Raw genomic sequence first — 23347 nt, 5'->3', positions numbered from 1 at the left:
TCCTCAGAGCCTCCCGATGTCCCCCACCGGCATCCGAGGACCCCGCCGCTCAGGCGTCCTCCCGCTCAACAGGATCAACCGCGCGGCCCGGTGCCGCTGCCCCGCGTACGGCTCCAGCAACGCCAGCATCACGGCATCGTCCGCGTACCGGTCCCGCGCCAGCGCCCACCCCACGATCCCCGGCAGATGCAGATCCCCCACGGTCACGGCGTCCGCCGCCCCGTGACTGCGCTGCACGACCTCCGCGGACGTCCACGGCCCGATCCCCGGCACGGCCTCCAGCCGGGCCCGCGCCCGGTCCGGCGGCATCCGGACCGCCTCCTCCAGCCGCCCGGCGACCCGCACGGCCCGCAGGACCGTCGACGCCCGCTTGTTGTCGACCCCGGCCCGATGCCACTCCCACGAGGGGATCAGCGCCCAGGTCCGCGGCGCCGGCATCACCCACAGCCGCCCACCCGCCGCGGGCCCGGGCGCCGGCTCCCCGAACTTGCGCACCAGCGTCCGCCACGCCCGGTACGCCTCGGCCGTCGTGACCTTCTGCTCCAGGATCGACGGGATCAACGACTCCAGCACCAGCCCGGTCCGCAGCAGCCGCAGCCCCGGCCGCCGGTGCCGGGTCATCGCCACCAGCCGGTGCCGGGGCACGAAGGCGTCGGGATCGTCCGCGGCCCCGAGCAACTCGGGCAACCGCTCCAGCAGCCACTCGGCCCCCGGCCCCCAGGCCTCCCCGCGCACCGCGCTCTCACCGGGCGCCACCGAGACCCGCAGCGTCCCCGGCCCGCCGGGCGTCAGACTGGCCCGCCACACCGACCCGTCGGGCATCGCCCGGAACGTCGGGTCCGCGGGCCCCCGCCGAAGCGGCCCCAGCACCAGTGCGAGATCGAGCGGCCCGTCCGGCACCCAGGTCCGCACCCGCCCGGCCGCGGACGCCTGTCCAGGCACCCCGGCACCCGCGCCGGCGGACCCGCCGCGCACGGGCACGCGGCCCCCGCCCGCGCCCTTCGGGCCGTGGGGGAGCGGGGGCCGGGGATCGAAGCGTCCTGCCACGAGCGAGGTCCTAGCTGAGCGGGGTCGTACGAGCGGACCGGGAGAGGCCGCGCCACGAGACGACCGGAGCCCTACGAGGGTAGGCGCCGCACCCCCCGGAGGTCACCGCACCGCCACGAAGTCCGCCACCTCCCGCACGCCCCGGACCTTCGGCTCCTCCGCCGGATGCCCGACCGCCACCGCCCCCATCGGATCCCAGTCCGCGGGCAGCTCCAGCACCTCGCGCACCACGTCCCGGCAGAACATGGTCGACGACACCCACGCGGACCCCAGCCGCTCCCCGGCCAGCGCGACGAGGAAGTTCTGCACCCCGGCCCCGGTCGCGACGACGAACATCTCCCGCTCGGCCGCGTCCCGCCGCGGGTCGCCGTAGGTGTGCGAGCCGTCCGTCACCAGGCACGGCACGACCAGACAGGGCGCGTTGCGCAGGACGTCCCCGCGCCGCACCCGCTTGGCGATCGACTCCTCGGACCTGCCGTCCCGCCGCAGGTCCTCGATCCACGCGTCCCGCATGGCGTCCAGCAGCCGGACCCGGGAGCGCGCCGACTCCAGGAGCACGAACCGCCACGGCGTCGTGTGATGCGGCGCCGGCGCCGTCAGGGCGGCGGCCACGGCCCGCCGCACCGCGCCGGGATCGACCGGCTCGTCGGTGAAGGAGCGCACGGTCCGCCGCTGGGTGACCGCCAGCCGTACGGCCTCGGACGTGCCGAGCCGGAACATGTCGTCGCGCGCGCCGCGCACCATGGCACGGGCGCCCTCCCTGTCGCCGCCGGCCACGACCTGGGGCAGCCCCCGCACCACGGCCACGGGCAGCCCCGCGGCCTTCCCCTTGACCAGGTCGCCCGCGGCGGCCAGCTCGTCCGCCGTGGCGACGACGGTGGCACCGAGCGGGTTGCCGTACGCGTCCGTGCCGCCCCGCAGGTCGTCCAGCACGCGGACGCCCGCGGCGCCGATCGCCACGTCGGTGAGTCCCGCGCGCCAGGGCCGCCCGAAGGTGTCGGTGACGAGGACCCCGACGTCGACGCCGAGCATGTCGCGCAGCCCGTCCCGGATCGCGCGCGCGGAGGCGTCCGGATCCTCGGGCAGCAGCAGCACCGTCCCCGCGGGGGTGTTGGAGGCGTCGACGCCGGCGGCCGCCATGACCAGACCCTGCCGGTTCTCGACGATCCGCAGCGCCCCGCGGCGGGCCACGACCCGCACGGTCTCCGCGTCGATGGCGGCCTCCCGGTCGTCCGCCCGGACGACGCGTCCTTCCGCCTTGGACACGATCTTCGAGGTCACCAGCAGGACGTCCCCGTCGGCGAGCCCCGGCTCGGCGGCGGCGATCAGCTTGGCGAGGTCGTCCCCGGCCCGCACCTCGGGCAGCCCGCCGACGGCCCAGACCCGGTAACCGGTCTCCGCGTTCACGCGCCCCGCACCTCCTCCGCCAGCGCCAGCGCCTGCGCGGCCATCCGCGCGCTCGCGTCGACGTCCGTCATCATCAGCGGGACGGCCCGGCAGCGGATCCCGGCGGCCTCGATCCGCGCCACGGAACCCGCGTCGACGGTGTCCACGAGCCAGCCGTCCAGCAGCCCCGAGCCGTAGTGCTCGGCGACCGCGGCGGCCGTCGACTCGACACCGACCGCCGCCAGCACCTTGTCGGCCATCCCGCGCACGGGCGCGTCCCCGACGATGGGGGAGAGGCCCACCACCGGCACCCCGGCCTCGGCGATCGCCTCACGGATGCCGGGCACGGCGAGGATCGTGCCGATGGACACGACCGGGTTCGACGGCGGGAAGACGATGACGTCCGCCTCGGCGATCGCCTCCAGCACACCGGGCGCGGGCTTCGCCTGCTCGGCCCCGACCGGCACGATCGCCTCGGCCGGCACCGACGCCCGCAGCCGCACCCAGTACTCCTGGAAGTGGACGGCCTTGCGCTCGCCGTCCACCTCGACGGCGACATGCGTCTCGACTCGGTCGTCGCTCATCGGGATCAGCCGCACGCCCGGCTTCCACCGGTCGCAGAGCGCCTCGGTGACCGCGCTGAGCGGATACCCGGCGCCGATCATCTGCGTCCGCACGATGTGCGTCGCGAAGTCCCGGTCGCCCAGCCCGAACCACTCGGGCCCCACGCCGTAGGCCGCGAGCTCCTCCTTGACGCGGAACGTCTCGTCGGCCCGCCCCCAGCCCTGCTCCTCGTCGATGCCGCCGCCGAGCGTGTACATCACTGTGTCGAGGTCCGGGCAGACCTTCAGCCCGAAGAGGTGGATGTCGTCCCCGGTGTTGCCGATGACCGTGATGTCCGCGTCCGGCGCGGCCCGCTTCAGACCGCGCAGGAACCGGGCACCACCGATGCCGCCTGCCAGAACCACAATGCGCATGCGCCAAGTCTTGCAGGCGCGTACGACAACCCGTCACACAGTCACCGCCCACCGCCCCGGCCGACGGTCGACGGGTCACGCGGTGACGGCACGCCCCTCGCAGGACGGCGCCGCGTGCATCGGCATCTCGGTCAGGCCGGGGAAGTACACGTGCAGGCTCACGGCCGGCTCCAGCGTGTCGTTGACCACCTCGTGGACGTACCCCGGAGCGAAAACGCGCTGCGCACCGCCCGTCAACGCGCGCGTGGCGCGCTCCGTGCGCTCGGTCAGCGTGCCCTCCAGGACGGTCAGCACCCCGGAGGAACGGCCGTGGTCGTGCGGTCCGGTGCCCTGTCCGGGCACCCAGGACAGCAGCCACACCTCGTAGCCGGGGCCGGTGCGCAGCCGGTGGTACCAGCGGCTGGCCGCGTCGTACCGGACGAGGTGCTCCCACTGGGAGCGGTCGGCGGCGATGGACCGGGCCAGGCCGGCGAACTCGGCGACGGTGGCCGGGTGCTCGCGGGGGGCCTGGAGGAGGTGCGGGACTTCGAGGATGTCGCCGGCGATCTGGAGGTCGCTGTCGCTGTTCATGGGATGCGGTGGTCCTCGGCGGGAGAAGAGGTGGGGGCTGGGTGTCACGTGCCGTCCGCCCGGATCACGGGCGAGAGGGGTGCCCTGGTGAGGGCGTGGAACAGGCAGCCGAGTCGAGGTCGGACTCAGGGGCAGCCGGAGCGGCGGGGCAGGCTCAACAGCTGGAACGGCGACAACAGCTACAGCGCGTCCGGGCAGCACCGTGGGACCCGGCGGTGCGGGTCGGGGTGAGCGCCAAGTTCGCGAGCATGCCCACAAGGACAGCGGTTTACACCTTCGGTGTCAACTCGGCAGCCATAGGGCGAGACCGGTTCACCTCATCAGGTCCATCTGCAAGGTGAGAGGTTTGTGCATGCCCTCACCGGGACACATGGCGCACAAGCCGGGCGCGAGGACCCGTCGCGATCCCGTGATCCGACTGTGATCCGGTTCGCTTCCGGGCGCGTGTCGGAACGAGATCGCTCCCTCGGGCGTCCTTCCCCGCACAGGAGGTGCGCGGGGCGGAGGTCTTTCGGGGCCTCATCTGCGTGTCAAGGTTTATGGCGATTTGAACACTTAACGCACGGCCTTGGTTCCGCAGAGTGAATAAGAGGCCCAATAGCAGATCTCAGCTTGACTCGCCCGGAGCAGCACACTTGTAATTTCACTCGTGTCGTTCAGCCGACATCGGTAACGGCCACGTCACGGGGACGCGAAAGACAGAGCGAGGGGCGCACATGACCGAGCTGGTGCAGCAACTGCTGGTCGACGTCGACGACACGGACGAGGAACTCGGCTGGCAGGAGCGCGCACTGTGCGCCCAGACCGACCCCGAGTCCTTCTTCCCCGAGAAAGGCGGCTCCACCCGCGAGGCCAAGAAGGTCTGCCTCGCCTGTGAGGTCCGCTCCGAATGCCTCGAGTACGCCCTTGCCAACGACGAGAGATTCGGCATCTGGGGCGGACTGTCCGAGCGGGAGCGCCGCCGGCTGAAGAAGGCGGCTGTCTGAACACGGCCCGGCCCGCGGCTTCGAACGGCCCGTCGCAGGTGGCTTGTCCACAGGGGGCGGGCCGCCGTCGTGCCCAGCCGATAGTGTGGGCGCTCGTCCGAGACACCCCGCCGCCCCCGTGCGGCGCGGGCGTCCACCGCAGTCCACCGAACCGGGGCCCGTACCTCGATGTCCGTGCACAGCCAAACGGCAGGTCAACGCGACGCTGCCACTCCTGAGTTCCCGCGCCACGTGGTGACCGCGGTCCTCGTCTCCCACGACGGCGCCCGCTGGCTGCCCGACGCGCTCGCCGGGCTGCTCGGCCAGGAGCGTCCCGTCCAAGCCGTCGTGGCCGCCGACACCGGCAGCGCGGACGACTCGGCCCAGCTGGTCACCGACGCCCTCGGCGCCGACCACGTCCTGCACCTCGCCCGGCGCACCGGCTTCGGCCAGGCCGTCGAGGAGGCGACCCGGACCGCCCCGGTCCTCACCCCCGACGAACTGCCGTACCTCAAACGCCCGAGCGGCTGGGACCCCGCCACGCGCACCTGGCGCGACGACGCCTACGACCTGCCCGACCTCCCGCACGGCGAACCCGTCCAGTGGCTGTGGCTGCTGCACGACGACTGCGCGCCCGAACCCGACGCCCTGGCCGAACTGCTGCGCGTCGTGGAGAACGAACTCGAACTGGGCCGTGACGACGTCGCCGTCGTCGGCCCCAAGCTCCGCGGCTGGTACGACCGCCGCCAGCTCCTCGAGGTCGGCGTCACCATCGCCCACTCCGGCCGCCGCTGGACCGGACTGGACCGCCGCGAACAGGACCAGGGCCAGCACGACCACGTGCGTTCCGTACTGGCCGTGTCCACCGCCGGCATGCTCGTCCGCCGCGACGTCTTCGAGGAACTCGGCGGCTTCGACCGCCGCCTGCCCCTCATGCGCGACGACATCGACCTGTGCTGGCGGGCGCACGCCGCCGGCCACCGCGTCCTCGTCGCCCCCGACGCCGTCGTCCGGCACGCCGAGGCCGCCTCCCGCGAGCGGCGCGCCGTCGACTGCGCGGGCCGCACCACGGCCTCCCCCCACAAGGTCGACAAGGCCGGCGCCGTCTACACCCTCCTCGTCAACAGCCGTACGGCCCTGCTGCCCTGGATCCTGGTCCGCCTGGTCGTCGGAACCCTCCTGCGAACCGTCGCCAACCTCGTCGGCAAGGTCCCCGGACAGGCCCTCGACGAGATCCGCGGCCTGCTGGGCACCCTCCTGCGACCCGAGCGGATCATCGCCGGACGACGCCGGCGCGGCGGCTCCGAGATCGACAAGGACGAACTGCGCCCGCTGTTCCCGCCGCCCGGCGCGACCGTACGGGCCACCGTCGAACAGGTCGCGGGCGACCTCTTCGGCGCCACCGACACCGAGACCACTACCGGAGCCGGCCGGCACGGCGGCGCCGTCGAGTCGGGACCCGGCGGCGACGACGCCGACTTCCTCGAGATCGAACAGTTCGCCCGCCTCAAGCGCATCGCCCGCAAACCGGGCCCGGTGCTCTTCCTGGTGCTGCTGCTGGTCTCCCTGGTCGCCTGCCGCAACCTCCTGGGCGGCGGCGCCCTCACCGGAGGGGCCATGCTGCCCGCCCCGGCCGACGCCTCCGAACTGTGGTCGCGCTACCTCGATGCCTGGCACCCGGTCGGCGCCGGCGGCACCCCGTCCGCCCCGCCGTACCTCGCGGTCGTCGCCCTGTTCGCCTCCCTGCTGTTCGGCTCGACCGGCCTCGCCGTCACCGTGCTGCTGGTCTGCTCGGTGCCGCTGGCGGGCCTCACGGCCTACTTCGCCTCCCGCCCGCTCATCACGTCGAGCCTGCTGCGCGCGTGGGGCGCCGTCGTCTACGCCTTCCTGCCCGCCGCCACCGGCGCCCTCGCGGGCGGCCGCATCGGCACCGCCGTCCTGGCCGTCCTGCTGCCGCTCATCGCCCGCGCGGGCATCGCCGCGAGCGGCCTCGCCCACACCTCCGGCGCGCGCGGCAGCTGGCGCGCCACCTGGGCGTACGCCCTGCTGCTGACACTCACCACCGCCTTCACGCCGATCATCTGGCCCGTCGCGCTGGTCCTCGGCCTCGCCGTCCTCGCCGTGCGCCGCACCGACATCCCCGCCCACGGCCTGCGCTTCCTCGTCCAGCTCGGCACCCCCCTGCTGGTCCTCGCGCCCTGGTCGCTGTCGCTGCTCCCGCTCGGCTTCTTCACCGAAGCCGGCCTGGAGTACGGCCCCTCGGCGGCCTCCGCGACCGACCTGCTCGGCATCAGCCCCGGCGGCCCCGGCACGGTCAGCGGCCTGATGCTCATCGGCGTCGTCCTGGCCGCACTGGCCGCCCTGCTGCGCACGGAGCGCCAGTTCGGCATCTGGACGGCCTGGACGGTCGCCCTGGTCGGCCTCGTCTTCGCGGTCCTGTCCAACACCTCCGCCTGGGCCGGCCCCGCGACCCTCGTCTACGGCATCGGCCTGCTCGCCGCCGCCCTCATGGGCGCCGACGGCGCACGCACGCGCGTCGCCGAGCAGAGCTTCGGCTGGCGTCAGCCGGTCGCCGCCCTCATCGCCTTCGCCTCGGCCGCGGGCCCGCTGCTCGTCGCCGCGGGCTGGATGCTCGGCGGCGCCGACGGCCCCCTGGAGCGCCGCGACCCGGTCCAGGTGCCCGCGTTCGTCGCCGAGGAGAGCAACACCCGCGACCAGGCCCGCACCCTCGTCCTGGACAGCGACTCCGCCGCCCACGTCGGCTACATGCTGGTCCGCGGCTCCGGCGCCCGCATGGGCGACGCCGAACTCGCCGCGGCCGACGGGGAGAACGCCACCCTCGGCAAGGTCGTCGCCAACCTCGTCGCCGGCTCCGGTGCCGACCAGGCCGACCAGCTCGGCAAGTTCGCCGTCCGCTACGTCCTCGTCCACAAGGGCGCGCCCCGCGAGGTCACCCGCGTCCTGGACGCCACCCCCGGCCTGTCCCGGCTCAGCCAGCAGGACGGCAGCGCCCTGTGGCGGGTCGACCAGGAGGTCTCCCGCGCGGCGATCGTCACCGCCTCCGGCAAGGGCACCCCGACGGCGGTCGCCGCGGGCCCGGTCGACATCCACACCACGGTCCCCGCGGGCGCCGACGGCCGGATCCTGCGCCTGGCCGACGCCGCCGCCGACGGCTGGACCGCCACCCTCGACGGCGAGCCGCTCACCCGCACCACCGTCGACGGCTGGGCCCAGGGCTTCGAACTCCCCGCCTCCGGCGGCCGCCTGGACGTCACCTACGACGACCCGTTCGGCCACACCGCCTGGCTGTGGGCGCAGGGCCTCCTCGCCCTCGTCCTGGTTGTTCTCGCCCTGCCCGGCCGCCGCCGCGACGTCGACGACGACCTCCCCGAGGAGCAGCCCGTCCCGGCCCAGGCCGTCGAGGGCGAGGGCCGCCGCGCCCGCCGCCTGCGCGCCCAGGCCGAATCCGAGGACCCCGGCCGGGACGAGGACGTCACGCCCGCCGCGCCCGAGGAGACCCCGGCCGCGGTGCCGCACCAGCAGTCCTACGACGGCTGGGAGGCACCGGCCGACCCGCCCGCCCGGTACGACGCCTACGGCGACGAGCAGTACCGGGGCGTCCCCCAGCAGTACGCCCCCGGAACCCACGACCAGGCCTCCTACGACCCGTACCAGGCGGGCCGGTACGACCCGTACGCCTACGAGGCCCACCCCGAGGCCACCGCCGCGTACGACCAGGCCTACCAGCAGAGCTACGACCCGTCGGCGTACCAGCAGGGCGGCTACGACCCCGCCTACGACCCGGCGCAGCACCCCCACGGCACCGGCAGCGAGCGCCCCGACGGGAGCCAGCAGTGAACCGCACCACCCTGTCCCTGATCGCCGGCACGGTCGCACTGGCCGCCGTCACCGGTTTCGCCACGCTCAGCGAGCCGGGCGCGTCCGGCACGGACACCGCCGAGGCGGCCGCGGTCCTGCCCGTGGAGCGCACCGGCCTGCTCTGCCCGGAACCCAGCGCCTCCGACCTCGCCGAGACGACGTACACGTCGTTCACCCCCGTCACCAAGGGCACCGGAAGCGACGGCTCGGCCGAACTCCTCGCCGCCTCCCGTGAGCCGACGGACACGGCCGCCGACGAGGACACCGGGGAGCCGGCCGGGGACGACAAGAACACGGACAAGACGGACACCGGCGAGACGGGCACCGACAAGGCGGCCGACGGCGACAAGGCCGACGACCGGAAAGCCGACGACAAGAAGACCGCGGCCACGTCGGTCCTGACCCCCAAGGCGCCCGGCACCCCCGTCACCGCCGAGACCTCCGGCGCCGACGAGCCCGCGCTCGTGGGCACCGCCGAAGGCAGGTTCGCGCCCGGCTGGACGGTCCAGCAGACCACCCAGGTCACCGCCGGCAACGGCCGCGGCCTGCTCGGCGTCACCTGCACCGCCCCGGACACGGAGTTCTGGTTCCCGGGCGTCAGCACCGCGGCCGACCGCACGGACTACGTCCACCTCACCAACCCCGACGACTCCGCGGCCGTCGCCGACATCGAGCTGTTCGGCAAGGACGGCACCGTCACGACCACGGTCGGCGAGGGACTGACGATCCCGGCGCACTCCAGCGAGCCCATCCTGCTGTCCACTCTCACCGGCGAGAAGCAGGACGACCTGACCGTCCACGTGAACGTCCGCAGCGGCCGCGTCGGCGCCGCCGTACAGGCCCTGGACGACAAGCTCGGCGGCGACTGGCTGGCCGCGTCCACCGACCCCGCGGGCACCCTGGTCGTCCCCGGCATCCCCGAGGACGCCACGGCGGTCCGCCTGGTCGCCTTCGCGCCGGGCGACGCCGACGCCGACCTCAAGGTGCAACTCGCCTCGCCCACCGGCCTGATCACCCCCGCCGGCCAGGAGACGATGCACGTCAAGGGAGGCATGACGACCGCCCTCGACCTGGGTGACGTCACGCGCGGGGAGGCCGGCTCGCTGGTCCTGACCCCCACCGACGGGTCGGCGCCGGTCGTCGCGGCCGTCCGGGTCGTGCGCGGCAAGGGCGACAAGCAGGAGTCGGCGTTCATCCCCGCCACCGGCCCGGTCGGCACGCGCGCGTCCGTCGTCGGCAACGGGGCCAAGGACGCCACGCTCTCCCTGACCGCGCCCACCGCCACCGCCAAGGTCAAGGTCACCGCGTCGGCGGGCACCGGCGGAGGCACCGCGACCTCCAAGACGTACACGATCAAGCAGGGCACCACCCAGGACGTCCCGCTCCCGGTCCCCGCGGGCCTCAAGGGCACCTACGCCCTGACCGTGGAGAACCTCACCGCCACCCCCGTCTACGCCGCCCGCACCCTGACGGCCACGGAGGGCGGCGTCCCCGGCTTCACCGTCCAGACACTGCCGGACGACCGGGGCACGGTGGCGGTACCGGAAGCCGACGAGGACCTCACGGTGCTGCAGAAGTGAGGACGGCGAGGGGAGCGCGCGGCCGCCCGCGCGCTCAGTCCTCGCCGTAGCGGGGATCCACCGTCTCCGGAGTCAGCCCCAGCAACTCCGCCACCTGTTCCACGACGACCTCGTGCACCAGCGCGGCCCGCTCGTCCCGCCCCTTGGTGCGGATCTCGACGGGCCGCCGGTAGACGACCACCCGCGCGCGGCGGCCGTCCCGCGCGGAGACCGTGCCGCCCAGCGGAACCGCCTCGTCGTTCCACGGCTCCCCGGAACCGTCCAGCCGCGGCACCTCGAGCACCATGAAGTCGATGTCGGCGAGCTGCGGCCACCGCCGCTCCAGCCGGTCCACCGAGTCCTGCACCAGGTCCGCGAACACCTCGCCGCGGCTCGCCGCCAGCGGTACCTGAGGGGGCGCGATCGGCCCGCGCATCCCTCTTCCGTGGCGATCACGACGACGAGGGCCGGGGGCTGCGGCACGAGGCGGTACGGGACTGTCCATCACCACCGCAGAGTAGTCCCCGCCGCCACCGGCCGCCCGGCTCCACGCGGCAACCCGGCCACCGTCCGGCCGCTCGCCCCGGATGGCCCGGGACGGCCGTTCCGGCCAAGGTCCGGCTCGATTCCGTATCTCTCCGAGACCGTCGAACTCGCGGCAATTGATGGCTTTTGTCCGCGTCGGCGGCCGGACCTGGACGCCTTCCTCACCGCCAGGACTGGTGTTCGCGCAGGTCAGCGGGGTATGACTGGAGTCGTCTGTGGGGCGTTTCACAACCCGACACGGGGGAGTGACCTGGTGGAGAGTCGTCGCGGCCCGCTCAAGAGTGCGGTACCGTCCAACATCGTGAGCCCTGTACGTCGCTGTTCGCGAACCGCCTGCGGCCGACCCGCCGTCGCGACGCTGACGTACGTCTACGCCGACTCGACCGCCGTCCTCGGCCCGCTCGCCACCTACGCCGAACCCCACTGCTACGACCTGTGCGCCGAGCACTCCGAGCGCCTCACCGCCCCGCGCGGCTGGGAGGTCGTCCGGCTCCTCGACGGTTCGGCTCCCGCCCGCCCCAGCGGCGACGACCTCGAAGCGCTCGCCAACGCCGTCCGCGAGGCCGCCCGCCCGCAGGGACGCGCGGCCGGCGCCGGCGGCGCGAGCCGCGGGGCGGACCCGATGGAGGTCGCCCGCCGCGGCCACCTGCGGGTCCTGCGCTCGCCGGACAACTGACCCGCCCGCTCCGCCCCGTCCGGCCGACGCACGGCCACGCACCCGCCGTCGCCGCGGACGGAACCGGACCGAACGCTTCCCCCTTGTGGCTCTGACCTGAGGTGACGGCGTACGCCACGTCTGCGGACCGGAGCCGGCGGACCCGCGACGGCCTGCCGGTCGCGCCGGGTAGTTTGTGGTGACTGACGAGACTTTCAGGAAGGTTTGGCCGTGGCTGCTGATCTGTCGCAGATCGTGAAGGCGTACGACGTACGCGGGGTGGTCCCGGATCAGTGGGACGAGTCGCTGGCCGAACTGTTCGGGGCTGCCTTCGCCCAGGTGACCGACGCCGAGGCGATCGTCGTCGGCCACGACATGCGCCCCTCGTCCCCCGGCCTGTCCGCCGCGTTCGCCCGCGGCGCGGCCGCACGCGGCGTGCACGTGACCGAGATCGGCCTGTGCTCCACGGACCAGCTGTACTACGCCTCGGGCGCGCTGGACCTGCCGGGCGCCATGTTCACCGCCTCGCACAACCCGGCGCGGTACAACGGCATCAAGCTGTGCCGTGCCGGCGCCGCCCCGGTCGGCCAGGACACCGGCCTGACGCAGATCCGCGAACTGGTGCAGACCTGGTCGGAGACGACCGGCCCCGAGCCGGCCGCGCGGCCCGGCACCCTCACCCGGGCGGACACGCTGGACGACTACGCGGCCCACCTGCGCTCCCTCGTCGACGTCACCTCCATCCGCCCCCTGAAGGTCGTCGTCGACGCGGGCAACGGCATGGGCGGCCACACCGTCCCCACCGTCCTCGCCGGCCTGCCCCTGGCCGTCGTCCCCCTGTACTTCGAACTGGACGGCACCTTCCCCAACCACGAGGCCAACCCCCTCGACCCCGCCAACCTCGTCGACCTCCAGAAGCGGGTGCGCGAGGAGGGCGCCGACCTCGGCATCGCCTTCGACGGTGACGCCGACCGCTGCTTCGTGATCGACGAACAGGGCGACCCGGTCTCCCCGTCCGCGATCACCGCCCTCGTCGCCGCCCGCGAACTCGCCCGGCACGGCGGCAAGGGCACCGTCATCCACAACCTGATCACCTCGTGGACCGTCCCCGAGGTCGTGAGGGAGAACGGCGGCACCCCCGTCCGCACCCGCGTCGGCCACTCCTTCATCAAGGCGGAGATGGCCCGCACCGGCGCGATCTTCGGCGGCGAGCACTCCGCCCACTACTACTTCAAGGACTTCTGGAACGCCGACACCGGCATGCTGGCCGCCCTCCACGTCCTCGCGGCCCTCGGCGGCCAGGACACCCCCCTCTCCGCCCTCGTCGCCCAGTACGACCGCTACGCCGGCTCCGGCGAGATCAACTCCACGGTCGACGACCAGAAGGCCCGCATCGCCGCGATCAGGTCCACCTACGGCGCTCGCCCCGACACCACCCTCGACGAGCTGGACGGCCTCACGGTCACCACCCCCGACTGGTGGTTCAACGTCCGCCCCTCCAACACCGAACCCCTCCTCCGCCTCAACGCGGAGGCCCGCGACGAGGCGACGATGAGGAAGATCAGGGACGAGGTCCTGGCGCTCATCAGGGGCTGAGACACGACACCGCCGGACCGCCGGTGCGCCGACGGGGTGCTTCGACCGACGCGACGCCGACGGTTCGAGGGCGGGGGGAGCCGGCCGGTGCCGGCTGCTTTCAACCTGTCCGGTAGTTGGCGGGCCGGGAGCCGGACGGTGCCGGCTGCTTTCAGCCTGCCCGGTAGTTGGCGGGCGGGGTGAGCCGGACGACGTCGGGTGCTTTCAGACTGTCCAGTAGTTCGCGGGTGGGGAGGGGGAGTCGGCCGGTGCCGGGTACTTTCAGCCCGTCCGGCGATTGAGGACGAGGCCGTCCAGGCCGATGGGGGTCCAGGGGGCCTGCCCCCTGGCGGGGGGGGGGAGGGGGGGGGCCCCCCGCCGGCGGGGGGGGGGGGGGGGGGGGGGGGGGGGGGCCCCCCCCCCCCCCCCCCCCCCCCCCGGCCCCCCCCCCCCCCCCCCCCCCCGGGGTCCTGAAGGGGCAGAGCCCCTTCAGGACGGGACGGGAAGGGGCGGCGGGGGCGACGGACCCTCACCGGACCACCCCCCACCCCACTCCGGCCAGCGGTACCCTGACCAGGCACATCCACCCCGGACCCACCAGCCGCATCCGCCCCACAATCACCCCACATTCACCCCGCAAGAACCCCGGAATCACCCCGGTCCCACCCCGAAAGGACACCCCATGCCGCTCGAAGCCGGCCTCCTGGAGATCCTCGCCTGCCCCGCCTGCCACGCCCCCCTCGAAGAGCAGGACACCGAGCTGATCTGCACAGGCCAGGACTGCGGCCTGGCGTACCCGATCCGCGACGGCATCCCCGTCCTCCTCATCGACGAGGCCCGCCGCCCCGCGTAACGGCCCCCGGCCCGCCGTACGGGCCGACGCCGACCGAACGCGAGGCGACTCGCACGCGACGCGTACGCCGGACGACGCGTACGCGAGGCCACGCTCGCACGAGGTCACGCGCACGCCGGGCCACCCGCACACGACGTGACCCGCACGCCGGGCCACCCGCACGCGAGCGACCGCACGCAGGACGCCCCACACCGGCCGCCCGCGCAGCGCCCCGCACACCGACGACCACAGGCGATCGGAGACCTGACGCCATGCTCGACGAATCGCTGCTCGACACGCCGGAGGCCTTGGCCGAGGCGGACCACCGTGCCCTCCTGCGGGGAGCGGCCGAGGCCGGCGCCCGCGTCCGCACCGCCGTCCGGCACGCCACCGAGGCAGGCGTGCAGCGACTCGAACCGGACGGCCGCCCGCGCGCGATCCTCCTCGCCGGCCCCGGCGCCGCCGCCACCTGCGTCGCCGACCTCCTCGGCACCCTCGCCGGCGCCGCCTGCCCGGTCACCCGCCTCGCCCCCGCCGGCGTGGCCCCCGCCGCGGGCGCCCTCCGCTGGGAACTCCCCGGCTGGGCCGGCTCCGTGGACCTCCTCCTCATCACCACCCCCGACGGCACCGAGCCCGGCCTCTCCCTCCTCGCCGAGCAGGCGTACCGCCGCGGCTGCACCGTCGTCGCCGTGGCCCCCGCCGGCTCCCCGCTCGCCGAGGCCGCCGACGCGGTGCACGGCCTGTTCGTCCCGATGGCGACCGCCCCCTACGAGCAGGACGAGCAGCCCCCCGTCGCGGCCTCCGCCCCGGGCGTCCTGTGGGCGCTCCTGACCCCCCTGCTCGCGCTCCTGGACCGCATCGCCCTGATCTCCGCCCCGCCCGAGGCACTCGAGAAGGTCGCCGACCGCCTCGACCACGTCGCCGAACGCTGCGGCCCGGCCGTCGCCACCTACAGCAACCCCGCGAAGACCCTGGCCGCCGAACTCGCCGACTCCCTCCCCGTGATCTGGACGGAGGGCACCTCGGCCGGCCCCGCGGGCCGCCGCTTCGCCGCCGCCCTCGCCGAACTCGCCGGCCGCCCCTCCCTCGTGGCCGAACTTCCCGAGGCCCTCGCCGCGCACAGTGCCCTGCTCGCCGGCCCGCTCGCCGCCGGCGCCGATCCGGACGACTTCTTCCGTGACCGCGTCGAGGAAGCGCCCGCCCTGCACGCGCGCGTGGTGCTGCTGCGCGACCGCCCGATCGGCGGCCTCACCGCCGCTCCCGCCGCCCGCGAGCTGGCCCTCAGCCACGACACGCCGATGAGCGAGATGGAACCGGAGGCCGGCGACGAACTCGTCGCCCTCTCCGAACTGATCGCCATGACGGATTTCGCCGCCGTTTACCTGGCGCTCGCTTCGGGAGCCTGATCTGACGACGACCGCCCGTCCAGCCCTCGAAAGCCGGCACGGACCGTCGCCCCGGACAGCAGCAGGCAGCCGGCCGGCCGCGGACATCCGACGGCCGACCATGATCGCCGGTAGCCGGTAGCCGGTAGCCGGTAGCCGGTAGCCGGTAGCCGGTAGCCGGCCGCCGACCACGGCCGCCCGACCGCCGCCCGCCCGACCGCAGGACAGACAGAACAGGCAGGCAGACACCCGCATGGACCGCCTCGACAACACGATCCGCCCCTACGCCTGGGGTTCCCCCACCGCCATCCCGCACCTGCTCGGCGTCGAACCCACCGGCGAACCCCAGGCCGAGATGTGGATGGGCGCCCACCCCGGCGCCCCCTCCCGCACCGGCCGGGGCACCCTCGGCGAGGTCATCGAGGCCGCCCCCGAGCGGGAGCTGGGCGAGAGGACCGTCGCCAAGTTCGGCCCCCGCCTCCCCTTCCTCCTCAAACTCCTCGCCGCCGGCGCCCCCCTCTCCCTCCAGGTCCACCCCGATCCGACCCAGGCCGAGGAGGGCTACGCCGACGAGGAGCGCCGCGGCATCCCCGTCGACGCCCCGCACCGCAACTACAAGGACGCCCACCACAAACCCGAACTCATCTGCGCCCTGACCGAGTTCGACGGCCTGTGCGGCTTCCGCGACCCGGCCCGCGCCGCCGACCTCCTCGACGCCCTCGACGTCGACTCCCTCAAGCCGTACGTCGACCTGCTGCACGCCCAGCCCGAGGAGGCGGCCCTGCGCGAGGTCCTCACGGCGATCCTCACCGCGGACCCGGACGAGATGGCCCGCACGGTCGCGGCCGCGGCCGCCGCCTGCGACCGCCTCGGCGGCGACCACGCCCCCTACGCCGGCCTCGCCCACCACTACCCCGGCGACCCCGGCGTCATCGCGGCGATGCTCCTCAACCACGTCCGCCTCCAGCCGGGCGAGGCCCTCTTCCTCGGCGCCGGCATCCCGCACGCCTACCTCGACGGCCTCGGCGTCGAGATCATGGCCAACTCCGACAACGTCCTGCGCTGCGGCCTCACCCCCAAGCACGTCGACGTCCCCGAACTCCTGCGCGTCGTCCGCTTCGAGCCCGGCGACCCCGGCGTCCTGCGCCCCGAGGCCACCCCCGACGGCGAGGAGGTCTACGAGACCCCCGTCGACGAGTTCCGCCTCTCCCGCTACACCCTCCCCGAGGGCGCCGCCCCGCACGACCTCACCCTGACGACCCCGCAGATCCTGCTCTGCACGGCCGGCACCGTACGGGCCGGCGAGCACGGCCTGACACCCGGTCAGTCCGTCTTCGTCCCCGCCGGCGAAACAGCCGAAGTGTCCGGAAGCGGCACCGTCTTCAGGGCCACCGTCATCGCCTGACGCATCCCACCCGCCCGTCCGGGCACACGCACGACGGGCCGGACTGCAACAATGGCCCACCGCAAAGGACGGGCAAAGCCGGAGACGGCGCGCAGCCCGGCCGGCACCCGCACGAGGCGACCCCGGGGCGACACGAACGCGCCCCGGGGACGACCCCGAGAACGACCCGAGGACGAAGGGACCACGCGAACACATGAGCGCGTCAGGCGGCACCAGGGCGATCGTGGCGGCACTCGCCGCCAACCTCGCGATCGCGGCATCGAAGTTCGTGGCGTTCGCGTTCAGCGGCTCGTCGTCGATGCTCGCCGAAGGCGTGCACTCGCTCGCCGACTCCGGCAACCAGGCCCTCCTCCTCGTCGGAGGAAAGAAGGCCCAGCGCGAGGCCACCCCGCAACACCCCTTCGGCTACGGCCGCGAACGCTACGTCTACGCCTTCCTGGTCTCCATCGTCCTGTTCTCGGTCGGCGGCATGTTCGCCATCTACGAGGGCTACGAGAAGATCAAGCACCCCCACGAGATCGAGCACTGGTACTGGCCGGTCGGCGTCCTCGTCTTCGCCATCATCGCCGAGTCCTTCTCCTTCCGGACGGCCATCAAGGAGTCCAACCCGCTGCGCGGCTCACTCTCCTGGGCCGAGTTCGTACGCCGCGCCAAGGCCCCCGAACTCCCCGTCGTCCTCCTCGAGGACCTCGGCGCGCTCGTCGGCCTCGTCCTCGCCCTCGGCGGCGTCGGCATCGCCCTGGCCACCGGCGACGGCATCTGGGACGGCATCGGCACCCTCTGCATCGGCGTACTGCTCATCCTCATCGCGCTCGTCCTGGCCGCCGAGACCAAGTCCCTGCTCCTCGGCGAGGCCGCCGGCCCGGAGGAGACCCGCAAGATCGAGGCCGCCGTCGTCGACGGCACCACCGTCACCCGCATCATCCACATGCGCACCCTCCACCTCGGCCCCGAGGAACTCCTCGTCGCCGCCAAGATCGCCGTACGGCACGACGACACGGCCGCCGAGATCGCGCAGGCCATCGACGCCGCCGAGTCCCGCATCCGCCAGGCCGTCCCGATCGCCCGCGTCATCTACCTCGAGCCCGACGTCTACAGCGAGACCGAGGCCGCCAAGGGCCCCGACGCCGAAGCCACCCCCGGCGGCCCGGCCCACCCCCCGGCCGACCACTGACCCCGGCCCCCTTCCGGCCGACCACCTGCCAGGCCCACCCGACGGGGCCCGCCGACCACCGGCGGGCCCCGCCGCCTTTCCCGGGCCCGGCCGTCACATCGGCGTGATCTGTTCGCCGACGGACTGGGGCCGTCCGCCGCGTCCGGTGTAGCTTGGAACGGAGCCAGACGTCGCTGCTGATGGCGGTCGGGCGGTCGCACACGGACCGTCCGAGGGAGAGAGGGCCTCCGACGGACTGCGCTGCGCGCACGCGGGCATGCCTGTGTCCCCCAGGGCACCCCTGTGTCCGCCGCCGCGCAGACCAGCCGTACCCAGACCTCTCCCCAACCCGAGGAGCAGCACCACATGACGACTGTCGACAACCGGCAGGACTTCAAGGTCGCCGATCTCTCCCTGGCCGAGTTCGGCCGCAAGGAGATCACCCTCGCCGAGCACGAGATGCCCGGCCTGATGTCGATCCGCAGGGAGTACGCCGAGGCCCAGCCCCTCGCCGGCGCCCGCGTCACCGGCTCCCTGCACATGACGGTGCAGACCGCCGTCCTCATCGAGACCCTGGTCGCGCTCGGCGCCCAGGTCCGCTGGGCCTCCTGCAACATCTTCTCCACCCAGGACCACGCGGCCGCCGCCATCGCCGTCGGCCCCGACGGCACGCCCGACAACCCGCGGGGCGTCCCGGTCTTCGCCTGGAAGGGCGAGACGCTGGAGGAGTACTGGTGGTGCACCGAGCAGGCGCTGACCTGGCCGGACAGCCCCACCGGCGGCCCGAACATGATCCTCGACGACGGCGGTGACGCCACCCTGCTGGTCCACAAGGGCGTCGAGTACGAGAAGGACGGCAAGGTCCCCTCGGTCGACACCGCCGAGAACGACGAGCACCGCGTCATCCTCGAACTCCTCAACCGCACCATCACCGACGGCTCCCAGAAGTGGACGCAGCTGGCGTCCGAGATCCGCGGCGTGACCGAGGAGACCACCACCGGCGTCCACCGCCTGTACGAGATGCAGCGCGATGGCGTCCTGCTGTTCCCCGCGATCAACGTCAACGACGCGGTCACCAAGTCGAAGTTCGACAACAAGTACGGCTGCCGCCACTCGCTGATCGACGGCATCAACCGCGCCACCGACGTCCTGATCGGCGGCAAGACCGCCGTCGTCTTCGGCTACGGCGACGTCGGCAAGGGCTGCGCGGAGTCGCTGCGCGGCCAGGGCGCCCGCGTCATCGTCACCGAGATCGACCCGATCTGCGCGCTGCAGGCGGCGATGGACGGCTACCAGGTCACGACCCTCGACGAGGTCGTCGACAAGGCCGACATCTTCATCACCACGACCGGCAACAAGGACATCATCATGGCCTCGGACATGGCCAAGATGAAGCACCAGGCCATCGTCGGGAACATCGGCCACTTCGACAACGAGATCGACATGGCCGGCCTCGCCAAGGTCCCCGGCATCGTCAAGGACGAGATCAAGCCGCAGGTCCACACCTGGACCTTCCCCGACGGCAAGAAGATCATCGTGCTGTCCGAGGGCCGCCTGCTGAACCTGGGCAACGCCACCGGCCACCCGTCGTTCGTGATGTCCAACTCCTTCGCGGACCAGACCCTGGCCCAGATCGAGCTGTTCACCAAGCCCGGCGACTACCCGACCGGCGTCTACACCCTGCCCAAGCACCTCGACGAGAAGGTCGCCCGCCTCCACCTGGACGCGCTCGGCGTGAAGCTCACGACCCTCCGCCCCGAGCAGGCCTCGTACATCGGCGTCGACGTCGACGGCCCGTACAAGTCGGACCACTACCGCTACTGAGTCCACCCGGCCGCTGAGGAGCACGTCCGCGCACGAACGCACTCCTCAGCACCAGGTCCTCCGAGACAGGCCCCCGCACCCCCGTGTCGGGGGCCTGCCTCGTCGGCCTCCGCCCGGACCGGCCGCCACCCGCACCGGCCCGGCCCGGCACGCCGAGGTGACCGGACCGGACCGTCACACCCCAGGACCCCCATGCCCCGCGGCCGCTATTCGCTCCACGATCCGCACGATCACACCCCCCTCGCACACGAACACTTCCAATGCGCCCCCGGCCCCTCCGGCTGGCGCTACGTCTCCCGGCTGACCACCCCCGCCGGCGATCACCACGGCTCCGTCGACCTCACGCTCGACGCCCTCGGACGCCCCCTCCGCCTCGAACTCCACGCGAGCGACTGGCAGGTACGCGGCGCGGCCCTCGACGGCGTCACCTGGGTCCGCACCGACCCCACCGGGACCCACGCCACGGAAGGCAACGTCCCCGCCCACGCCTTCACCGGCACCTCCCCCGCGTTCCTCGTCGCCACCGCCCGCCTGCTGCGCCTCACCCCCTCCGCGTCCGCGACCCGCGTACGCCTCGTCGCCTTCACCGACCCGGTCCTCGCACCGCGCACCGTGGACCAGTCCTGGGCCTTGGTCGGAAGAGAAACACACCCCACTGACAACGGCCCCCTGACCGTCGACGAATACCAGGTCACAGCCCTGGACACCGGTGAACAGCACAGCGTGCACATCACCGGGGACGTCGTCCTCGCGGCGCCCGGCATCGAGCTGGAAGACCTCGAATCGCCCCCGTCGGCCTTCGACTGAGCCCACCCCGGCGACAGCTACGCGGGCGGGACGAACCCGGTGGCGGACCGCTCACCCGACGGCGGCTCCACCGGCTCCACCGGAGCCGCCGGATACGCGCTCTCGGGCGCCGCAGCCGGCGCCCGACCGGCGTCGGCGATCCCCTGCACGACCGGCGGACCCGGAACCGGCGCGCCCGACGGCCCGGCCCAGGCCGCCGAGCCCTGCCCCGCCGCCACCGAACCCCGGCCCACCACCGGCCCTCCGCCGAACGCCCGCCGCGCCTCCCGCACCTGCCGTTCCTGCACCACCGCGGCCACGTACGCGGCCGGCGGCACCCCCGGCGGCACCGCGGCCCCCGTGCGCTCCGCGAGATCACCGGCCAGACGCTCCGCCATCGCCCACCCCACCTGCGGATCCAACTGGTTCATCCGCCCCAGGTACTGCCGGGCCGCCAACCACAGCCCGTCCGGCACCGCCGACAGGTCGAGCCCCGAGAACCTCCCGGCCAGCCACGGCGGAGGAGGCGGAACGAACCCCACCCGCGCCGCGGGCACCCGCTCCCGCACCACGAGCGTCCCCGCGAACACATCACCCAGCCGACGCCCCCGCGCCGACACCAGCGAGGCGACGCACGCCACCACCCCGGCCGTCAGCAGAATCTCCACCACCCCGAGCGCACCCCGCACCAGCGCATGCCGGAACCGGATCGGCCCCCCGTCGTCCCGCACCACCCGCAGCCCACAGGCCGCCTTCCCCAGAGACCGCCCATGGCTGAGGGTCTCCACCACTGTCGGACCCCCCACCAGCACCAGCAGGAACGTGGCGATCGACACCGCCGTCCGCGCCGCCTCGTCCAGAGACGCCGTCGCCACCAGCAACGCGACACTCACCGCCGCATAGGCCACCAGGGCCACGGTCAGGTCCAGCAACACCGCCAGCGCCCTGCTGGGCAGCCTGGCAGGCCGCAGCTCCAACGCCACCGCCTCACCCGTCACCAGCTCACTCACGCCCGCGCCCCTTCCCCGGCCTGCCGCGACACCGGCCAGTCTGCCAAGCTGAGAACGCATCGCGCCGCAGCACGACAAGCTGATCCCGCCCGGTCCGCCGACGAACAGCCGAGGAGCAGGCACCCCGATGGACCTCGACGTCTTCGTCTCCGCCCACCGAGCCGAATGGGACCGCCTCGACGCCCTGCTGCGCCGCCGCAGCCTCACCGGCACCGAGGCCGACGAACTCGTCACCCTCTACCAGCGCACCGCCACGCACCTCTCCCTCATCCAGTCCAGCGCACCCGACCCGCAGCTCACCGGCCGGCTGAGCCAGCTGGTGGCACGCGCCCGCAGTGCCGTCACGGGCACCCGCAGAGCCTCCTGGCGTGACGTCACCCGCTTCCTCACCCGGAGCTTCCCCGCCGCGGTCTACCGCTCCCGCCGCTGGTGGGTCCCCACCGCCCTGGCCTCCACGGCACTCGCGGCGCTCCTGGGCTGGTGGATCGGCACCCATCCGGAAGTCCAGTCCTCCATCGCGGCTCCGGACGAACTCCACGCGCTCACCCGCCCCGGCGGCCAGTACGAGACCTACTACTCCAGCCACCCCGCAGCGTCCTTCGCCGCCCAGGTGTGGACGAACAACGCCCAGGCCGCCGCGATGTGCCTGGTCCTCGGAGTCTTCCTCGGTCTCCCGGTCCTCTGGATCCTCTTCCAGAACATGCTCAACCTCGGCGTCGGCGTCGGGCTGATGTCCTCGGTGGGCCGGCTCGACACCTTCCTCGGTCTGGTCCTCCCACACGGCCTGCTCGAACTGACCGCGGTCTTCGTAGCCGCCGGAACCGGCCTCCGGCTCGGCTGGAGCGTCATCGATCCCGGCCTCCGCCCCCGCCGCACGGCCCTGGCCGAGGAGGGCCGGGCCGCCCTCGGCATGGCGATCGGCCTGGCCCTGGTCCTCTTCGTCTCCGGCGCCATCGAAGGCTTCGTCACCCCGTCGGACCTGCCCACCTGGTCCCGCATCACCATCGGCATCACCGCCGAGCTGGTCTTCCTGGGCTACGTCTACGTCCTGGGCGGCAGGGCGGCCCGGGCCGGCGACACGGGCGACCTCGAAGCAGCCGAACGCAGCGCCACGGTGCCGACCGCCGCCTGATGTGCATGTACGGCGGATGAACTGCTAGTCTCCTCTTCGCCCCGCAAAACCTGTTGACACAGGCCGCGCAGGGAGGTAGATTCGAACAGTTGCCTGGACTGGACTGAACCGGTCGGCGGCAGGGTTAGTATCTATAGAGCCTCTCGGAAGTCGATTCCGCAGAAGCAATCCGAATGCATCGGAAATGAGTGGCCGGTCAGACCGGCCCGGAACTTCTGATAAAGTCGGAACCGCCGGAAAGGAAACCGCGAAACATAAGCGGGGGCCTGGAAAGCACCGAGGAAATCGGGCCGGGAAACGGTCTGATAGAGTCGGAAACGCAAGACCGAAGGGAAGCGCCCGGAGGAAAGCCTGAGAGAGTCTCTCGGGTGAGTACAAAGGAAGCGTCCGTTCCTTGAGAACTCAACAGCGTGCCAAAAATCAACGCCAGATATGTTGATACCCCGTCCCCGGCAGTGATAGCCGGAGATGAGGTTCCTTTGAAAAAAACACAGCGAGGACGCTGTGAACGGTCGGGCCTATTCCGCCCGCCGTTCCGCTCTCGTGATGTGTGCACCGGAGTACCGGTAAACATTCACGGAGAGTTTGATCCTGGCTCAGGACGAACGCTGGCGGCGTGCTTAACACATGCAAGTCGAACGATGAACCACTTCGGTGGGGA

General features: G+C 73.2%; 18 protein-coding genes and 1 rRNA gene. 13 read left to right on the top strand and 6 right to left on the bottom strand.

All coding sequences use genetic code 11. The features are described 5' to 3' along the window. Positions 1 to 3: 3 nt before the first annotated feature. The 4 genes from ACH4N1_RS10150 to ACH4N1_RS10135 form a co-directional block, all read right to left on the bottom strand. A complete protein-coding gene (locus ACH4N1_RS10150; RefSeq protein WP_398096018.1) occupies positions 4 to 1047 on the bottom strand; it encodes a DNA-3-methyladenine glycosylase family protein in 1044 nt (347 codons plus the stop codon). 102 nt (positions 1048 to 1149) lie between these two features. Then, positions 1150 to 2454 (bottom strand): coenzyme F420-0:L-glutamate ligase, encoded by a 1305-nt coding sequence (locus ACH4N1_RS10145; RefSeq protein WP_398096016.1) that lies wholly within the window; start codon positions 2452 to 2454, stop codon positions 1150 to 1152. Next, positions 2451 to 3410: a 2-phospho-L-lactate transferase gene (gene cofD / locus ACH4N1_RS10140; RefSeq protein WP_398096015.1), complete on the bottom strand. Its 960-nt coding sequence runs from the start codon at positions 3408 to 3410 to the stop codon at positions 2451 to 2453. The genes ACH4N1_RS10145 and cofD overlap by 4 nt, the downstream gene beginning before the upstream one ends. Positions 3411 to 3485: 75 nt before the next feature. Continuing rightward, positions 3486 to 3980 (bottom strand): cysteine dioxygenase, encoded by a 495-nt coding sequence (locus tag ACH4N1_RS10135; RefSeq protein WP_398096013.1) that lies wholly within the window; start codon positions 3978 to 3980, stop codon positions 3486 to 3488. Positions 3981 to 4696: 716 nt separating this feature from the next. Between ACH4N1_RS10135 and ACH4N1_RS10130 the strand changes: the two genes are divergently transcribed. The 3 genes from ACH4N1_RS10130 (at position 4697) to ACH4N1_RS10120 (ending at position 10404) form a co-directional block, all read left to right on the top strand. After that, positions 4697 to 4966 carry a WhiB family transcriptional regulator gene (locus tag ACH4N1_RS10130; protein WP_363086494.1) on the top strand — a complete coding sequence of 90 codons (270 nt, stop codon included), beginning with the start codon at positions 4697 to 4699 and terminating at the stop codon, positions 4964 to 4966. A gap of 168 nt (positions 4967 to 5134) precedes the next feature. Continuing rightward, positions 5135 to 8803, top strand: a complete 3669-nt coding sequence (locus tag ACH4N1_RS10125) for a glycosyltransferase (protein ID WP_398096012.1) — start codon at positions 5135 to 5137, stop codon at positions 8801 to 8803. Next, positions 8800 to 10404 (top strand): DUF5719 family protein, encoded by a 1605-nt coding sequence (locus ACH4N1_RS10120; protein WP_398096011.1) that lies wholly within the window; start codon positions 8800 to 8802, stop codon positions 10402 to 10404. The genes ACH4N1_RS10125 and ACH4N1_RS10120 overlap by 4 nt, the downstream gene beginning before the upstream one ends. A 34-nt stretch (positions 10405 to 10438) precedes the next feature. Here ACH4N1_RS10120 and ACH4N1_RS10115 read toward each other — a convergent pair whose 3' ends face one another. Further along, the gene (locus tag ACH4N1_RS10115; RefSeq protein ID WP_366057444.1) at positions 10439 to 10888 is read right to left on the bottom strand and encodes a metallopeptidase family protein; all 450 of its coding nucleotides are present in this window, start codon (positions 10886 to 10888) and stop codon (positions 10439 to 10441) included. A 294-nt stretch (positions 10889 to 11182) separates the two neighbouring features. Between ACH4N1_RS10115 and ACH4N1_RS10110 the strand changes: the two genes are divergently transcribed. The 8 genes from ACH4N1_RS10110 (at position 11183) to ACH4N1_RS10075 (ending at position 20565) form a co-directional block, all read left to right on the top strand. Continuing rightward, positions 11183 to 11605, top strand: a complete 423-nt coding sequence (locus ACH4N1_RS10110; RefSeq protein WP_359061972.1) for a DUF3499 domain-containing protein — start codon at positions 11183 to 11185, stop codon at positions 11603 to 11605. Positions 11606 to 11815: 210 nt separating this feature from the next. Then, positions 11816 to 13180, top strand: coding sequence for a phosphomannomutase/phosphoglucomutase (locus tag ACH4N1_RS10105; protein ID WP_398096009.1), 1365 nt, complete (start codon positions 11816 to 11818; stop codon positions 13178 to 13180). A gap of 661 nt (positions 13181 to 13841) precedes the next feature. Beyond that, entirely contained in the window at positions 13842 to 14012 is a 171-nt protein-coding gene (locus ACH4N1_RS10100) for a Trm112 family protein (RefSeq protein WP_094102991.1), read from the top strand. 251 nt (positions 14013 to 14263) lie between these two features. Further along, the gene (locus ACH4N1_RS10095; protein ID WP_398096007.1) at positions 14264 to 15397 is read left to right on the top strand and encodes an SIS domain-containing protein; all 1134 of its coding nucleotides are present in this window, start codon (positions 14264 to 14266) and stop codon (positions 15395 to 15397) included. Between the two features lie 232 nt (positions 15398 to 15629). Continuing rightward, positions 15630 to 16781, top strand: a complete 1152-nt coding sequence (manA, locus tag ACH4N1_RS10090) for a mannose-6-phosphate isomerase, class I (RefSeq protein WP_398096005.1) — start codon at positions 15630 to 15632, stop codon at positions 16779 to 16781. A gap of 193 nt (positions 16782 to 16974) precedes the next feature. Continuing rightward, positions 16975 to 17955, top strand: coding sequence for a cation diffusion facilitator family transporter (locus ACH4N1_RS10085; protein ID WP_398096003.1), 981 nt, complete (start codon positions 16975 to 16977; stop codon positions 17953 to 17955). Positions 17956 to 18300: 345 nt separating this feature from the next. Continuing rightward, positions 18301 to 19758 carry an adenosylhomocysteinase gene (gene ahcY / locus ACH4N1_RS10080; RefSeq protein ID WP_398096002.1) on the top strand — a complete coding sequence of 486 codons (1458 nt, stop codon included), beginning with the start codon at positions 18301 to 18303 and terminating at the stop codon, positions 19756 to 19758. A 192-nt stretch (positions 19759 to 19950) separates the two neighbouring features. Next, positions 19951 to 20565: a hypothetical protein gene (locus tag ACH4N1_RS10075; RefSeq protein WP_398096000.1), complete on the top strand. Its 615-nt coding sequence runs from the start codon at positions 19951 to 19953 to the stop codon at positions 20563 to 20565. A 17-nt stretch (positions 20566 to 20582) separates the two neighbouring features. Here the strand turns inward: ACH4N1_RS10075 and ACH4N1_RS10070 are convergent, their stop codons facing one another. Next, a complete protein-coding gene (locus ACH4N1_RS10070) occupies positions 20583 to 21554 on the bottom strand; it encodes an RDD family protein (protein ID WP_398095999.1) in 972 nt (323 codons plus the stop codon). Between the two features lie 127 nt (positions 21555 to 21681). Here ACH4N1_RS10070 and ACH4N1_RS10065 point away from each other — a divergent pair, with 127 nt between their 5' ends. Then, positions 21682 to 22686, top strand: a complete 1005-nt coding sequence (locus tag ACH4N1_RS10065) for a stage II sporulation protein M (protein ID WP_398095997.1) — start codon at positions 21682 to 21684, stop codon at positions 22684 to 22686. Positions 22687 to 23259: 573 nt separating this feature from the next. Continuing rightward, a 16S ribosomal RNA gene (locus ACH4N1_RS10060) occupies positions 23260 to 23347 on the top strand; the annotation flags it as partial.

Origin of the sequence: Streptomyces sp. NPDC017202 (assembly GCF_044331705.1) — a bacterium.
Taxonomy (GTDB): domain Bacteria; phylum Actinomycetota; class Actinomycetes; order Streptomycetales; family Streptomycetaceae; genus Streptomyces.
Note: the sequence above shows the minus strand (reverse complement) of the source record. Positions and strands in the feature narration are given on the sequence as shown.